At 55.1% G+C, this 15,120-nt stretch carries 11 protein-coding genes; 9 read left to right on the top strand and 2 right to left on the bottom strand.

What is annotated here, in order from left to right; all coding sequences use genetic code 11:
- Positions 1 to 2 precede the first annotated feature (2 nt).
- The 8 genes from atpH (at position 3) to glmS (ending at position 9,568) form a co-directional block, all read left to right on the top strand.
- Entirely contained in the window at positions 3 to 533 is a 531-nt protein-coding gene (gene atpH, locus UN63_RS04285; RefSeq protein ID WP_104485548.1) for a F0F1 ATP synthase subunit delta, read from the top strand.
- Positions 534 to 547: 14 nt separating this feature from the next.
- A complete protein-coding gene (gene atpA, locus UN63_RS04280) occupies positions 548 to 2,089 on the top strand; it encodes a F0F1 ATP synthase subunit alpha (protein ID WP_104485547.1) in 1,542 nt (513 codons plus the stop codon).
- 42 nt (positions 2,090 to 2,131) lie between these two features.
- Complete coding sequence (gene atpG / locus UN63_RS04275) at positions 2,132 to 2,992, top strand: F0F1 ATP synthase subunit gamma (RefSeq protein WP_104485546.1); 861 nt, start codon at positions 2,132 to 2,134, stop codon at positions 2,990 to 2,992.
- 33 nt (positions 2,993 to 3,025) lie between these two features.
- A complete protein-coding gene (gene atpD, locus UN63_RS04270; protein ID WP_104485545.1) occupies positions 3,026 to 4,414 on the top strand; it encodes a F0F1 ATP synthase subunit beta in 1,389 nt (462 codons plus the stop codon).
- Between the two features lie 18 nt (positions 4,415 to 4,432).
- On the top strand, positions 4,433 to 4,849 hold the full coding sequence (locus tag UN63_RS04265) for a F0F1 ATP synthase subunit epsilon (RefSeq protein ID WP_104485544.1): 417 nt from the start codon (positions 4,433 to 4,435) through the stop codon (positions 4,847 to 4,849).
- A 312-nt stretch (positions 4,850 to 5,161) separates the two neighbouring features.
- Positions 5,162 to 6,526, top strand: a complete 1,365-nt coding sequence (gene glmU / locus UN63_RS04260) for a bifunctional UDP-N-acetylglucosamine diphosphorylase/glucosamine-1-phosphate N-acetyltransferase GlmU (protein WP_104485543.1) — start codon at positions 5,162 to 5,164, stop codon at positions 6,524 to 6,526.
- A gap of 429 nt (positions 6,527 to 6,955) precedes the next feature.
- Entirely contained in the window at positions 6,956 to 7,732 is a 777-nt protein-coding gene (locus tag UN63_RS04255) for a DeoR/GlpR family DNA-binding transcription regulator (RefSeq protein WP_104485542.1), read from the top strand.
- Between the two features lie 3 nt (positions 7,733 to 7,735).
- Entirely contained in the window at positions 7,736 to 9,568 is a 1,833-nt protein-coding gene (glmS, locus tag UN63_RS04250; RefSeq protein ID WP_104485541.1) for a glutamine--fructose-6-phosphate transaminase (isomerizing), read from the top strand.
- A gap of 105 nt (positions 9,569 to 9,673) precedes the next feature.
- On the opposite strand, the gene UN63_RS04245 is transcribed toward glmS, so the two are convergent.
- Positions 9,674 to 12,412 carry an EAL domain-containing protein gene (locus tag UN63_RS04245; RefSeq protein WP_104485540.1) on the bottom strand — a complete coding sequence of 913 codons (2,739 nt, stop codon included), beginning with the start codon at positions 12,410 to 12,412 and terminating at the stop codon, positions 9,674 to 9,676.
- Positions 12,390 to 13,493: a substrate-binding domain-containing protein gene (locus UN63_RS04240; RefSeq protein ID WP_104485539.1), complete on the bottom strand. Its 1,104-nt coding sequence runs from the start codon at positions 13,491 to 13,493 to the stop codon at positions 12,390 to 12,392. The genes UN63_RS04245 and UN63_RS04240 overlap by 23 nt, the downstream gene beginning before the upstream one ends.
- Positions 13,494 to 13,740: 247 nt before the next feature.
- Here UN63_RS04240 and paeA point away from each other — a divergent pair, with 247 nt between their 5' ends.
- On the top strand, positions 13,741 to 15,057 hold the full coding sequence (gene paeA, locus UN63_RS04235; RefSeq protein ID WP_104485538.1) for a polyamine export protein PaeA: 1,317 nt from the start codon (positions 13,741 to 13,743) through the stop codon (positions 15,055 to 15,057).
- The last annotated feature ends 63 nt before the right edge of the window (positions 15,058 to 15,120 follow it).

Genomic DNA, 15,120 nt, shown 5'->3' with positions numbered 1-15,120 from the left:
CTATGGAAATGAAAACCATTGCTCGCCCCTATGCCAAAGCAGCTTTCGATTTTGCCGTTGAGAAAAAAGCGGTTGATAACTGGTTAACCATGTTGAGTTTTGCCGCCGCTGTGGTGCAAAACAAACAAATGGACGACGTTATCAACAGCAATCTGAACGCGGAAAAGATGGCCGACGTGTTTTTGGCTGTCTGTGGCGAACAGCTCGATGAGCAAGGCCAGAACCTGATAAAGGCGATGGCTGCTAACGGACGCTTGAGTGTGTTGCCAGCAGTGGTACTGGAATTCGTCGCGATGAAGGCGGAGCTGGACCGGGAAGTAGAAGCCGATGTGGTTTCTGCTGCCAAACTGACCAAGCAACAAATGGCCAAGATTCAGGCTTCACTTGAAAAGCGCCTCGAGCGCAAGGTGAAGCTGAATTGCAGTGTCGATAAGAGCCTGATGGCCGGCATCATCATTAAAGCCGGTGACATGGTAATCGACGGAAGTGTTCGGGGCAGGCTGTCCCGCTTGGCTGAAACGCTGCAATCTTGATTGGGGAATAGAGCATGCAACTGAATTCAACTGAAATTGCCGAGCTGATAAAACAGCGTATCGAGCAATTCAACGTTGTCAGTGAAGCACGAAACGAAGGTACCATCGTCTCTGTAAGCGATGGCATCATTCGTGTTCACGGCCTTGCTGATATCATGCAAGGTGAAATGATTGAACTGCCGGGTGGTCGTTACGCCCTGGCATTGAACCTGGAGCGTGACTCCGTAGGTGCCGTGGTAATGGGTCCGTATGCGGATCTGGCCGAAGGCATGAAGGTTCAGTCCACTGGCCGTATCCTGGAAGTACCGGTAGGTCGCAACCTGCTGGGTCGTGTGGTTAACACCCTGGGTGAGCCCATCGACGGTAAAGGCGCTATTGAAGCCGATACCTTCTCTCCGGTAGAAATGATTGCACCGGGCGTTATCGACCGTCAATCGGTCGATCAGCCGCTGCAAACCGGCTATAAGGCTGTTGATGCCATGATCCCTGTGGGTCGTGGTCAGCGTGAGCTGATCATCGGTGACCGTCAGGTAGGTAAAACTGCCCTGGCCGTCGATGCCATCATCAACCAGAAAGACTCTGGCGTTAAGTGTGTGTACGTGGCCATCGGCCAGAAAGCGTCCACCATCTCTAACGTGGTACGCAAGCTGGAAGAACACGGCGCCCTGGCGAACACCATAGTGGTAGTTGCCTCTGCTTCCGAATCTGCTGCCCTGCAGTACCTGGCACCTTACTCCGGTTGTGCCATGGGTGAATTCTTCCGTGACCGCGGTGAAGATGCCCTGATCGTATACGATGACCTGTCCAAGCAGGCCGTTGCTTACCGTCAGATCTCTCTGCTGCTGCGTCGTCCGCCAGGTCGTGAAGCTTACCCAGGTGACGTTTTCTATCTGCACTCTCGTCTGCTGGAACGCGCCTCTCGCGTGTCTGTCGACTACGTAGAGAAGTTCACCAAGGGTGAAGTGAAAGGCAAGACCGGTTCTTTGACCGCACTGCCAATCATCGAAACCCAGGCTGGTGACGTTTCTGCCTTCGTACCGACTAACGTGATTTCCATCACCGATGGCCAGATCTTCCTGACCACCGAACTGTTCAACTCCGGTATTCGTCCGGCAGTTGATCCGGGTATCTCCGTATCCCGTGTTGGTGGTGCTGCGCAGACCAAGATCATCAAGAAACTGTCCGGTGGTATCCGTACCGCTCTGGCTCAGTATCGCGAACTGGCGGCCTTTGCTCAGTTCTCTTCCGATCTGGATGAGGCGACTCGCAAGCAGCTGAGTCACGGTCAGAAAGTGACCGAGCTGATGAAGCAGAAGCAATACCGTCCTATGTCCGTCGCCGAACAGGGCCTGGTTCTGTTTGCCGCCGAAAATGGCTATCTGGACGATGTTGAGCTCAAGCTCATCACTACGTTCGAAGCCGCCCTGCTCGCTTATGCCAATTCAGAACATGCCGCCGTGATGGCGGAGATCAACGAGAAAGCTGACTTCAACAAAGATGTTGTTGCCCAGCTGACTGCGTTGCTGGATAGCTTCAAGGCTACCCAGTCCTGGTAACCATGTGGCAGCGTTTGCTGCCACCTGAATTGGAGAAGCGACATGGCCGGCGCAAAAGAAATACGTAGCAAGATCGGGAGTGTCAAAAACACTCAGAAGATCACCAGCGCTATGGAGATGGTGGCCGCCTCGAAAATGCGCAGAGCGCAGGATCGCATGGACCACAGCCGCCCATACGCTGAAACCATACGCAAGGTGATCGGCCACATCGCGCAGGGGAACTTGGAATACAAGCACCCCTATCTGGCAGACCGCGAGGTCAAGCGCGTTGGGTTTATTATCATCTCGACCGATCGTGGCCTCTGTGGCGGTTTGAACATTAACCTGTTCAAGCAAGCCATGAATGAAATGAAAGCATGGTCCGACAAAGGTGTAGGCGCTGACCTGTGCCTGGTCGGCAGCAAGGCGGTAAGCTTTTTCAACCGCCATGGCGGCAAGGTAGTCGCACAGAAGAGCGGCCTGGGTGATAACCCGTCGCTGTCTGAGCTGATTGGCTCCGTCAATGTCATGCTAGAGGCATACAACAAGGGTGAGATAGACAAGCTGTATCTGGTGTACAACAAGTTTGAAAACACCATGGTTCAGAAACCCACGGTCGATCAACTGTTGCCCTTACCTGCATCGGAAGAAAACGTGGCCAGCCACAGCTGGGACTACCTCTACGAGCCTGATCCAAAATCATTGTTGGACAAGCTGCTGGTACGCTTTGTGGAAGCACAGGTGTATCAGGGTGTGGTAGAAAACCTGGCCAGTGAGCAGGCTGCACGTATGGTGGCGATGAAAGCCGCCACCGATAACGCCGGCGATCTGATAGAAGATCTGCAATTGGTGTATAACAAAGCCCGTCAGGCTGCGATTACCCAAGAGCTGAGTGAGATTGTTGCCGGTGCCGGTGCCGTATAAGGCAAGGGTATTCAAAGGTTTAGAGGATTTGACATGAGTAAGGGTATCATAGTCCAAATCATCGGCGCCGTAGTAGACGTGGAATTTCCGCAAGATGCGGTTCCCCACGTATACGAAGCGCTGAAGATCACGACTGAAGGCCAGAGCCAGGGCCTGGTTCTGGAAGTTCAGCAGCAAATTGGCGGCGGCGTTGTGCGCTGTATCGTCATGGGTTCCTCCGACGGTCTGCGCCGCGGTCTGGAAATCGAACGTACCAACAACCCGATCAAGGTGCCGGTAGGCATCAAGACTCTGGGTCGTATCATGGACGTACTGGGCAACCCTATCGATGAGAAGGGTCCTATCGGTGAAGAAGACCGTTGGTCTATCCACCGCGAAGCGCCCAGCTACGAAGAACAGGCCAACAGCTCCGAGCTGCTGGAAACCGGTATCAAGGTTATCGATCTGGTTTGTCCGTTCGCCAAGGGTGGTAAAGTTGGTCTGTTCGGTGGTGCCGGTGTTGGTAAAACCGTCAACATGATGGAACTGATCCGTAACATCGCCATCGAGCACAGCGGTTATTCCGTATTTGCCGGTGTTGGTGAGCGTACCCGTGAAGGTAACGACTTCTACCACGAAATGACCGACTCCAACGTTATCGACAAGGTATCGCTGGTATACGGTCAGATGAACGAGCCGCCAGGAAACCGTCTGCGCGTGGCACTGACCGGTCTGACCATGGCCGAGAAGTTCCGTGACGAAGGTCGTGACGTACTGTTCTTCGTGGATAACATCTATCGTTACACTCTGGCCGGTACCGAAGTATCCGCACTGCTGGGCCGTATGCCTTCTGCAGTAGGTTACCAGCCGACTCTGGCCGAAGAGATGGGTGTACTGCAAGAGCGTATCACCTCCACCAAGACCGGTTCCATCACCTCCGTACAGGCCGTTTACGTGCCCGCGGATGACTTGACCGATCCGTCTCCGGCGACCACCTTCGCCCACCTCGACGCTACCGTGGTACTGAGCCGTCAGATCGCCGCCCTGGGTATCTACCCGGCCGTTGATCCGCTGGACTCCACCAGCCGTCAGCTGGATCCGCAGGTTGTTGGTGAAGAGCACTACTCTGTCGCTCGTGGCGTACAGACTGTGCTGCAGCGCTATAAAGAGCTGAAAGACATCATCGCCATCCTCGGTATGGACGAACTGTCTGAAGACGACAAGCTGACTGTATCCCGTGCCCGTAAAATCGAGCGTTTCCTGTCCCAGCCTTTCTTCGTGGCCGAAGTATTCACCGGTTCTCCCGGTAAGTACGTGTCCCTGAAGGATACCATCAGTGGTTTCAAAGGCATTCTGGACGGTGATTACGATTCGCTGCCCGAGCAGGCGTTCTACATGGTTGGTTCCATCGACGAAGCCGTCGAGAAAGCCAAGAAACTGTAAGCCTCGAAGGAGTACCTGATGGCTGAATATAGCTTTCACTTGGACATCGTCAGTGCCGAGGAGCGTTTGTACTCCGGTTCTGTCAGTGCGGTGACTGTATCCGGCTCTGAGGGTGAATTGGGGATCCGTTACGGACATGCCCCCTTGCTGACGGCTATCCGTCCCGGCCTGGTGCAATATGTCACCAAAGCCGGCAAGCAAGAAGTTCTGTATGTTTCCGGCGGTATGCTGGAAGTGCAGGGCAGCAGTGTCATGGTTTTGGCCGACACTGCGATTCGCGCCGAAGATCTGGATAAAGCCAAGGCCGAAGAAGCCAAACGAGCGGCGGAAGCCAAACTGCAGAATTCCTCACACGATGTGGATTATGCAGAAGCGGCCGCCGATCTGGCCCGGGCTCTGGCGAAACTGCGCGTGCTGCAGTTGGTTAAAAGATAACGTGCGTTACTAGCCGTGCGTAAAAAAGCGACCCCAGGGTCGCTTTTTTTTTACAAAAAAATCAGAATGACGGCAGTTTTTTTGATGGTGGCGCTTTCGCAGATGGGCTGCTTTTTATTGTCGGGCATCACCGACATCTTCAGGGCGTAAGAAGGAAGCAGTTAAGCCGACCGTGAAATGCCAAGGACGGCATTTCCGAGCCCCCATGGATGGGTTTTGGCGGGTTGGCGTACTGTTCCTTCTTACGCCCGGGCACGAAGTCCGCATATTGCTTAAGCGAACCGCTTCTTTATCGACGGGATATTCAATTTTATGAAAACACAGGCAGTGATTCTGGCGGCGGGTAAGGGCACCCGCATGCGTTCTTCCTTACCCAAGGTATTGCACCCGGTGGCGAATCGGCCCATGGTCAGTCATGTCATCGCGGCGGCCCGGGCTTGCACGGTAGACGGTATTCATCTGGTCTATGGCCACGGTGCCGACCAGCTCAAGGCGCGCATCGATGAGCCGGGCATCGGCTGGGTGCACCAGGCCGAGCAACTGGGCACCGGCCATGCGGTGGCGGTTGCCTTACCCGAGATTGCCGATAGTGATGACGTGCTGGTGCTGTATGGTGACACGCCGTTACTGCAGCCAGATACCCTCAAGGCCTTGTTGGCAGCCAAGCCAACCGGCGGCGTGGGTCTGCTGACCGTCAAGCTCGACAACCCCACCGGCTATGGCCGCATCGTGCGAGAAAATGGCAAGGTAGTCGGTATCGTCGAGCAGAAAGACGCCAATGCCGAGCAGCTGGCGATTAATGAAGTGAATACCGGGGTGCTGGTGGCCGAAGCCGGTCTGCTCAAGCGCTGGTTGGGCGCGCTTAACAACAATAACGCCCAAGGTGAATACTACCTCACCGACATCTTCGCCATGGCCCATGCGGACGGTTGCGAGATTGCCACAGTTCATCCTTCCAGCACTGCGGAAGTGGAAGGCGCCAACGACCGGGTACAGCTGGCTGGTCTTGAGCGTGCCTACCAGAAGATGCAGGCCGAGCGACTGATGCGTGATGGCGTGACTCTGCTGGATCCGGCCCGTTTCGATTTGCGCGGTACGCTTACCGTAGGTGAAGAGGTCACCATAGACGTCAACGTCATCATCGAGGGCAAGGTAACGCTGGGCAACAGAGTCAGCATCGGTGCCGGCGCCATCCTCAAGGATTGCGTGATCGGTGACGACGCCGTAGTGAAGCCCTACTCGATCATCGAAAATGCCGAGCTGGGCACCGCCAGCAGCGCCGGTCCTTTCGCCCGTCTGCGGCCCGGTGCCGTGCTGGGCGAGGATGCCCACGTCGGCAACTTTGTCGAAATGAAAAAGTCTCGCCTGGGCAAAGGCTCCAAGGCCGGTCACCTGAGCTATCTGGGCGATGCAGAGATCGGCGACGGTGTGAACATCGGTGCCGGCACCATCACCTGCAACTACGATGGCGTGAACAAGTTTAAAACAATCATCGAAGACGGCGTCTTTGTCGGCTCCGATACCCAGCTGGTGGCCCCGGTACGCATCGGCAAGAACGCCACCCTTGGGGCCGGCAGCACCGTTACCAAGGACGTGGCCGCAGATGAGCTGGTGATAACGAGGGTACGCCAGCGTCATATCAAGGATTGGCCACGGCCCGTCAAAAAGAAGCCGTAAGCCTGTTTCTTGGTCACAAATCAGCTAGTGGGAGAACAGCTTGGTTTTTTAGCTCGATGTTTGCACATCGGCCAAAGGGCCAGCTCCGCCGACTCGCCGTGAACCCCTCCCTGGGGGCTCAGCCGCGCCATCCTTGGCGCGGATGGCCGGCTGAGCAGATCCCTTTGTCCTCCTTGAAACCCCGGTATCGCCTGTTGGTGATGCCAACAGCTAACTCGGGCGTCAAGAAGAGGCTGCAGAGATTGCCTCAGCCGACCGTCACATAACAGGGATGTCATGTGCTGAGCGTTACATGGATGTACTTGGAGCGTGTCGGAGGAGGCAACTCTGTTGCCTCTTCATATCGAATCCCCAATCGCGAAACTATCGATTGATCCCTTATCTTTTGATCTGCTAGCATCAGGTTTCAAATCGAAACTTAGCTAGATCATGTCGAAACGTAATACCCAACAACGCCGCCATACCATCGTTACCTTGCTCAACGAGCAGGGCGAAGTGACGGTGGACGAGCTGTCGCAACGCTTCGAAACCTCCGAGGTCACCATTCGCAAGGATCTGACCGCGCTGGAAAAAAATGGTCTGCTGCTGCGTCGCTATGGCGGTGCCGTGCCGGTGCCGAGTGAAATGGTGGCGGAAAATGCCGGTGAGCCGATTTCGAAACGAAAGCAGGCGCTGGCTAGGGCGGCGGCCGGACGGGTGCGTGACCATAACCGCATCATCATCGACAGCGGCAGTACCACGGCGGCGCTGCTGGGTGAGTTGGGTCAGAAGCATGGCCTGGTGGTGATGACCAACTCTCTGAATATCGCCAATGCCCTGCGCGAGCTGGAGCCGGAACCGACCCTGCTGATGACCGGCGGTACCTGGGATCCTTCTTCCGAATCCTTTCAGGGCCAGGTGGCCGAGCAGGTATTGCGATCCTATGATTTCGATCAGCTGTTTATCGGCGCCGATGGTATCGATCTCGAGCGGGGTACCACCACCTTCAACGAGCTGACGGGCCTGTCGCGGGTGATGGCGGAAGTCGCCCGCGAGGTGGTGGTGATGGTGGAGTCCGACAAGATTGGCCGCAAAATCCCCAATATGGAGCTGCCCTGGGGCGTCATTCATACCCTGGTGACCGACGACGGCATAGCCAAAGAATATCAACAACAACTAGAGCACAAGGGCATTAACCTGATTATTGCCACGGATACTGAGGAATAATATATGTGTGGAATTGTAGGGGCTGTAGCCCAGCGTGATGTGGCAGAAATTCTGGTAGAAGGCCTGCGCCGTCTTGAATATCGCGGATATGACTCGGCGGGCGTTGCCATTGTTGACGCTCCGGGTCAGTTGGGGCGTTTGCGCCGGTTGGGTAAGGTAAAGGCGCTGGCCGATGCCCTCGAGCAGCATCCGCTGGCCGGCGGTACCGGTATTGCCCATACCCGTTGGGCCACCCATGGCGAGCCGTCCGAACGCAATGCCCATCCTCATGTGTCCGGCGATATCGTGGTGGTGCATAACGGCATCATCGAAAACCATGAAGAGTTGCGGGCAGAGCTGCAAGGCAGAGGCTACGAGTTCAGCTCCGACACCGATACCGAAGTGATTGCTCACCTGGTGCATTACCACCGTCAACAGAGCGAGTCACTGCTGGCGGCGCTGCAAACCACGGTAAAAGAGTTGCGTGGCGCCTACGGTACGGTGCTGATGGATGTGCGCGATCCCTCTCGGGTAGTGGTGGCACGCTCCGGTTCGCCGCTGGTAATTGGTCTGGGGCTGGGCGAGAATTTCATTGCCTCGGATCAGCTGGCGCTGTTGCCGGTGACCCGCCGTTTCATGTTCCTGGAAGAAGGGGACGTGGCGGAGGTGACCCGTCGCGAGGTACATGTCTTCGATACCGACGGCAACCCAGTGGTGCGTGAAGAGCTGGAGTCTGACGTCACCCATGATGCGGGTGACAAGGGCGAATATCGCCACCATATGCTCAAGGAAATCCATGAGCAGCCCAAGGCGATTACCGACACCCTGGAAGGCCGGATCACCGAATCGGCGGTGGTGGTGGAATCGTTCGGCAATGGCGCCCGCGAGATCTTCGAAAAGGTCGAGCATATCCAGCTTATCGCCTGCGGCACTTCCTACCATGCGGGCATGGTGGCCCGTTACTGGTTCGAAGCCTTGGCCGGCGTGTCCTGCGATATCGAAATTGCCTCCGAGTTCCGCTATCGCAAGTCGGTGGTGCGCCCCAACAGCCTGCTGATCACCCTGTCCCAGAGCGGTGAAACTGCCGATACCCTGGCGGCGCTGAGGCTGGCGAAGGAGTCCGGCTTCATGAGCAGCCTGGCCATATGCAACGTGCCCGGCTCTTCCCTGGTGCGGGAATCGGATCTGGCCTTCATGACTCGGGCCGGTGCCGAAATCGGCGTGGCGTCCACCAAGGCGTTCACCACCCAGCTGGCCGGTTTGCTTATGCTGGTGGCGGCGGTGGGCCGTTGTCGCGGTAACATGACGGCGGAAACCGAGACCGGGCTGGTCACGGCACTGCGCGCCTTGCCGGGCCATATCGTCGATACCCTGGCCCTGGCCGGTGACATTGAGGTGTTGGCGGAAGAGTTTGCCGACAAGTACCATAGCCTGTTCCTCGGCCGGGGCGAGCAGTATCCCATCGCCATGGAAGGGGCGCTCAAGCTCAAGGAAATCTCCTATATTCATGCCGAGGCCTATGCGGCCGGCGAGCTCAAGCACGGCCCGCTGGCGCTGATCGACGCCGACATGCCGATTATCGTGGTGGCCCCCAACAACGATCTGCTGGAAAAGCTGAAGTCCAACGTCGAAGAAGTGCGCGCCCGTGGCGGTATTCTCTATGTGTTCGCCGACAAGCAGGCCGGCTTCAAGGGCGATGCCACCATGAGGGTGATGCAGGTCAACCATGTGGAAGAGGTTATCGCACCCATCGTATACACGGTGCCGCTGCAGTTGCTGTCTTACTATGTGGCCCTGATCAAGGGTACCGATGTGGATCAGCCGAGAAACCTGGCAAAGTCGGTCACGGTCGAATAATCCAGCGCTGTTTTTGAACCACCTGTGGGATGAAAATAAAGTGTCATCCCATAACCTTAAGCGGCCTTGATCGAAACCATATCGACCAGGACCGCTTTTTTATGGCTATTGATCTTTTTCAACCAGGGGACAGCTTTCCTGTAACAGTTTATCCATATCTGCGGCTGGCATGGGCCTGGCAAGAAAATACCCCTGTCCTTCATCACAGTTCAGTTGACGCAGGTATTCAAGCTGGGCTTCATTCTCTATGCCTTCGGCGATAACGGCGATACCCATGTTGTGAGCCAGGTTGATGATGGCGCTGATAATGGCGGTATCTTCAGTGTCTGCTGTCAGATCCTGGACAAAGGATTTATCTATTTTGAGCCGGCGCACCGGAAAATTCTTCAGATAGGCGAGGGAGGAGTAACCGGTTCCGAAGTCGTCTATGGCCAGGTGTATCCCCAGTTGGTTCAGCTCTGACATGGTGGTGATGGCGGTATTCATGTCCTCCATCAGCATGCTCTCCGTTATTTCCAGCTCCAGCATATCGGCATTCATCTCCTGTTGCTGCAATATGCCGGCGATATCACTCGCCAGGCTGGGCTGTCGGAGTTGACGGGCCGACAGGTTGACCGCCATCCGGATGTTGTTAAATCCGGCCTGTCGCCAGGCACTGAGTTGATGGCAGGCTTCTTTCAGCACCCATTTACCCATGGGGACTATGATCCCGGTTGTTTCGGCAAGGGGAATGAAATCCCCTGGGTAGACCAGCCCAATCCCCGGTTTGTTCCAGCGCACCAGAGCCTCGACCCCGACCAGGCTGCCATCGCGGAGACAAAACTGGGGTTGATAATGGAGTTCCATCTGTCCCTGCTCAAGGGCAATCCGTAATTCGGTGGTCTTCTTTATCTGTATCTGGGTCTGCAAATTCATCCCGGCGTCAAATATCTGTACCTGATTACGTCCCTGCTCCTTGGCCTGATAGAGGGCAGTGTCTGCGTTTTTCATCAGAGTTTCTTGATCCCTGCCATGTTCTGGATAGCAAGCGAGTCCGATACTGATGCTGACGTAACGGTATTGTCCTTGTATCCGGAATGGTTTGTCGGAAAAGGCATTGACGAGACGCTGTGCTGCGCACATGGCCTGTTGGTGTGACAAGGGACTGGTGAGTACCAGAATAAATTCATCCCCGCCAAAACGGCAGAGTATATCTTCGGTTCGGCTATGATGCTGAATTCGGCGGGCTGCGGCCTTAAGCAGCTCATCTCCCGCAGCATGTCCCAGACTGTCATTGATATGTTTGAACTTATCCAGATCGATAAACAGCATGGTGAGGCTGGTGTCATGGCGCGCAGCCCGGCTCAGGTTATGGTCGAGCAATTCATTGAACAGACTGCGGTTGGCAAGGCCCGTCAGCGGATCATAATGAGCCATTCTCTGCAGTTGCTGCTGGGTATCCTTGAGTATGGATATATCCGAAAAGACGACAACATAATGGCTTATCTCGTTGTCGGTGTCTCTGAGGGAGGTAATAGACAACCACAGAGGACTAGGGCTGCCATTTCTTATTCGGCCAGATATCTCTCCCTGCCAGAAACCGGTCGCATTGACCGTTTGCCATGGGAGCTGCAGCGACGTGTCGCCCGACTCAAGGTGTAAGGTGCGGTATGGTGTCTGGCCTGCGATTTCATCCAGACTCTGGCCGGTAATCTTGGTATAGGCATGGTTGACATATATGAGGTGGTGAGCGCGATCGAAAATCACCACTGCCTCCATCATGTTTTCGAGCACCAGCCTGTGAAGACGCAGTGATTTTTCGGCCTGTTCCAGGCTTGTGCCCAGAAGGTTGAATTCCTCGATGCAATCAGGCTGAAAAGAGACCGAGTGACCACGGCTCACCTGTTCGGCAAACAGGGTGAGGCTGGCCAATGGTGAGGAGATAAGCCTCAGGGTATAGAGTGACAGGGCCAGGGCCGTGCTTAATACCAGTAGCAACGCCAGCAGGGTGTGATAGCCGTAGGTCTGTTGTAATTGCTGGAACATGGCGTCATTGGTCAGCAGCAACAGTTGCAGTTCGCTCTGCTCACCATTGATAAGCAGGGGCTGCAGGCTGAAATAATGGCCCTGGATCTGGCCCTGGAGGCGCTGGCTGGACAGGACCTGAGTGAACAAGTCGGAAGGTATGTCACTGTTGATAAGGGGCGGCCCCACCGGTTTTCCGCGCAACACCAGCTGTACATTGATGTTTTCGAGTTCCTGCCCCAGCAAGCTTAACAGGGTAAGGTTGTCATTCAGCACCAGGCCTCCGAACAGGCTGCCTGTTATCTGTCCCGAATCCGGTGACAGTACGGGATAACGCTGTATCAAGGCCGTCAAGGGGCTGGGGGAGGGCTCCAGCTCGATACTGGACCATTTATTAAAGAAGGGGGTGTCGGCAATCAGCGATGGTAGCCGGTGTTCCAGCATATAGAGGGGCGAGTTCATGTTTACCCAATACTGACCCTGTCGTGTCAGTATCAGCAGATCCAGGTATTCACCGTGGCTATTATCCAGCGTCTTCTGTAATTGTGTCCTGGCGGCTTGCCGGTCGTCACTCGATATGATGGCGGCCAGCACCGCTTGCTCGGCAGCGGTCGACAGCAGGTTATCCAGACCATTCAGGTAGCTGTCGAGGCGGCTCTGCAACCGATGGTGGGTTTCCTGTAACTGATGGTGAACACTTTCATCGACCATCTTTGACGTGCTGTTATAGGTCAGCGTCAGCAGGGCCACGGCAAGCAACAGAAATGCAGGCAGCAGCGCCATCAGCATCAGCCGGAGCAAGCGCCTGGCGCGGGGGCTACTGCGAGTAACGGAAAGCATTGGCTTTAAGGCGCTCCAGTTCTGCGGTGGGGGTATCTTTGTCAACGACGGCGAAGTCCCCGCTGTAGACCTGGGGGATCTGGCTGGCCTTGCCCTCCTGATCGAGGCGGATGGCTTCCGCCATGGCAACGCCGTTATCATCGTTCATACGCATCACGGTCAGATCCAGACTGCCCTGGGCCAGGGCATCGAGCTCGGCGCTGCCTCCTCCCCATCCGTTGAGGATAATCTTGTCTTCCCTGTTCAGTTGTTTCAGGGCGTCGATGGCGCCGAGGGCGATATCCGTGGTGCAGGCATAGATCAGGTTGATATCTGGGCTGGTTGCCAGCGTTTGCAGTACCGCCTGTCGGGCTTTTTCCCGGTTTACATCGGTATAAAAAGCCTGGCGCAGGGTAAAACCGGGCTGGTCTGATGTCAGCCGGATAAACTCATCCCCTCTTGCCTGGCTGACATACCCCCGGGTGCCATACAGCATCAGGTAGTTGGCCTGTTTTCCGGTCATCTTGCTAATGGCATCGGCCAGAAGCCGGGTTCCTTCCGCGTGATCAAATCCTACATAGAGAAACGGCTGGTTTTTGCCCCAGTGTTTCAGCGGGGTAGTGACATTCATCAGGATAAGTTTGGGTCGGCCACGGGCCATTATCTTGTCTATCAGGACCCGGTGACGCAGCGAGTTCAGGGTAAAGACGAGGTAGTCTGGATCGCCGTTCAGAGCCTCAAGCAGCTGCTGTTCCTGTACCCGGCTTGTGGTTTCCGGATGGGATGAGTAGCTTTTCAGGGTAAAGGGCAGGCCTATTTCCTGCAGACGGCTGGTGAAGCTTTTCTGGTTGCGAGACCAGTAATCCGACACCTGCTGGTCGGGGATAAGCATGGCGATACGTACCGGCCTGTCTGTTGATGCAGTCCAGGGCTCGGCGGCTTGCCGAATCCGCGCCGAAAAGGCGTCGGACAGATTGCGCTGGTGCGGAAACGCATCCAGATATTCCTGAAAAGACCAGTGGTCCAGGGTGTGATCCGAGGCCCATACGGGCAGCGTCAGCCCGGACAGTATCCAGCCGAGTAATAATCGCCTTATCAACATTGGTATTATCCCTGTGCTTGATTATCTGAATGATCTCGCCACAACGGACAGACTCATTGTGGGCTTTTTTTAGTCGAATGATAGCCAGTATCACGACAATCTTTTTCTTTTTACAGCACTTTTTTGATATCACCCCGGATCCTGTCTGAAACCACTGGCCGGCTTCTGTTAAATTCCATACGCCATGATATCCTGAGCCTGTTTTTTCGGCTTTTGCCTCCCTTTATTCTTACCGGTGTACATCACTATGACGTTATTTGAGAACCTGCTGATACTCGTTCTGCTGGTCGCTATCAGTTCATTCTTTTCGGTATCGGAGATTGCCCTGGCCGCATCAAGAAAAATGAAACTGCGATTAATGGCCAGCGATGGGGATCCCAATGCCGAAAAGGTGCTGATGCTGCAGGAACAGCCGGGTAACTTTTTTACCGTGGTTCAAATTGGTCTCAATGCCGTGGCGATTCTGGGGGGTATCCTGGGTGAAGCCGCCTTTACACCTTTTATCACCGAATTACTGAAGACGTTCTTCGAGGGCGTCTGGATCGAAAAAACGGCGTTCTTCCTGTCCTTTTTCGTGGTGACCTCGCTGTTTATCCTGTTTGCCGATCTCATGCCCAAACGGCTGGCGATGATAGCGCCGGAACGCATCGCCATTTCCGTGGTGCGACCGATGTCGTTCTTTATCGTTTTTCTCAAGCCACTGGTCTGGTTTTTCAATGGTCTGGCCAACCTGTTCTTTCGCTTGTTCAAGGTGCCGACCATGCGCAAGGACGAAATTACGCCGGAAGACATCATCGCCATGATGGATGCAGGGGCTCAGGCCGGGGTGTTGCAGGAGCAGGAACATCACCTGATTGAAAATGTGTTCGATATGGAGTCTCGCACCGTAACCTCGGCGATGACCGCACGGGAAAGTCTTATCTATTTTATCCTCACCGAGAGTCAGGACAGCATCAAGGCCAAGATAGCCGAGCATCCCCATGCCAAGTTTCTGGTATGTGAAGACAGTCTGGACAAGGTGGTCGGATACGTCGACTCCCGCGATATCCTGATGCAGGTGCTGCACCAGCAGCCCATATCACTGCAAAAAGAAGGCATCATCCGTAGCCCTCTTATCATTCCGGATACCCTGTCCATGTATGAGGTGCTGGAGCACTTCAAAACGGCGGGGGAAGATTTTGCCATTATCATGAACGAGTATGCGATGGTGGTCGGCATCATTACCCTTAAAGACGTCATGAGCATCGTCATGGGTGAACTGGTGCAGTCTCAGGAAGACAATATAGTGTCTCGTGATGCCAACTCCTGGCTGGTAGAAGGCTCGACACCGCTGGAAGATGTAATGCGTGTGTTGGACATCGACGACTTCCCCAATGATGAAAACTACGAAACCATCGCCGGCTTCATGATGTACATGCTGCGCAAAATCCCCAAGCGCACCGATTTCGTACTGCACTCGGGCTACAAATTTGAAGTCGTCGATATCGACAGTTACAAGATAGACCAGCTGCTGGTGACCCGCATAGGCTCGCCCGAACCCGTTCTGGAAGACGAAACGTACTAAAAATGACCTTATTGGTGTAACTTTACGCAAGTGGTGCGAAAGACGATGTTTTTATCAAAAAAG

This window comes from Oceanisphaera arctica (genome assembly GCF_002936955.1).
Lineage (GTDB): Bacteria > Pseudomonadota > Gammaproteobacteria > Enterobacterales > Aeromonadaceae > Oceanimonas > Oceanimonas arctica.
The sequence above is the reverse complement of the archived record's forward strand: the minus strand, read 5'-3'. Positions and strand labels throughout refer to the sequence as shown.

Coding starts and splice junctions, on each gene's coding strand:
- atpG (WP_104485546.1), top strand. CDS start 2,132: ATGGCCGGCGCAAAAGAAATACGTAGCAAGATCGGGAGTGTCAAAAAC.
- UN63_RS04255 (WP_104485542.1), top strand. CDS start 6,956: ATGTCGAAACGTAATACCCAACAACGCCGCCATACCATCGTTACCTTG.
- atpD (WP_104485545.1), top strand. CDS start 3,026: ATGAGTAAGGGTATCATAGTCCAAATCATCGGCGCCGTAGTAGACGTG.
- UN63_RS04240 (WP_104485539.1), bottom strand. CDS start 13,493: ATGTTGATAAGGCGATTATTACTCGGCTGGATACTGTCCGGGCTGACG.
- glmU (WP_104485543.1), top strand. CDS start 5,162: ATGAAAACACAGGCAGTGATTCTGGCGGCGGGTAAGGGCACCCGCATG.
- atpA (WP_104485547.1), top strand. CDS start 548: ATGCAACTGAATTCAACTGAAATTGCCGAGCTGATAAAACAGCGTATC.
- atpH (WP_104485548.1), top strand. CDS start 3: ATGGAAATGAAAACCATTGCTCGCCCCTATGCCAAAGCAGCTTTCGAT.
- UN63_RS04265 (WP_104485544.1), top strand. CDS start 4,433: ATGGCTGAATATAGCTTTCACTTGGACATCGTCAGTGCCGAGGAGCGT.
- UN63_RS04245 (WP_104485540.1), bottom strand. CDS start 12,412: ATGCTTTCCGTTACTCGCAGTAGCCCCCGCGCCAGGCGCTTGCTCCGG.
- paeA (WP_104485538.1), top strand. CDS start 13,741: ATGACGTTATTTGAGAACCTGCTGATACTCGTTCTGCTGGTCGCTATC.
- glmS (WP_104485541.1), top strand. CDS start 7,736: ATGTGTGGAATTGTAGGGGCTGTAGCCCAGCGTGATGTGGCAGAAATT.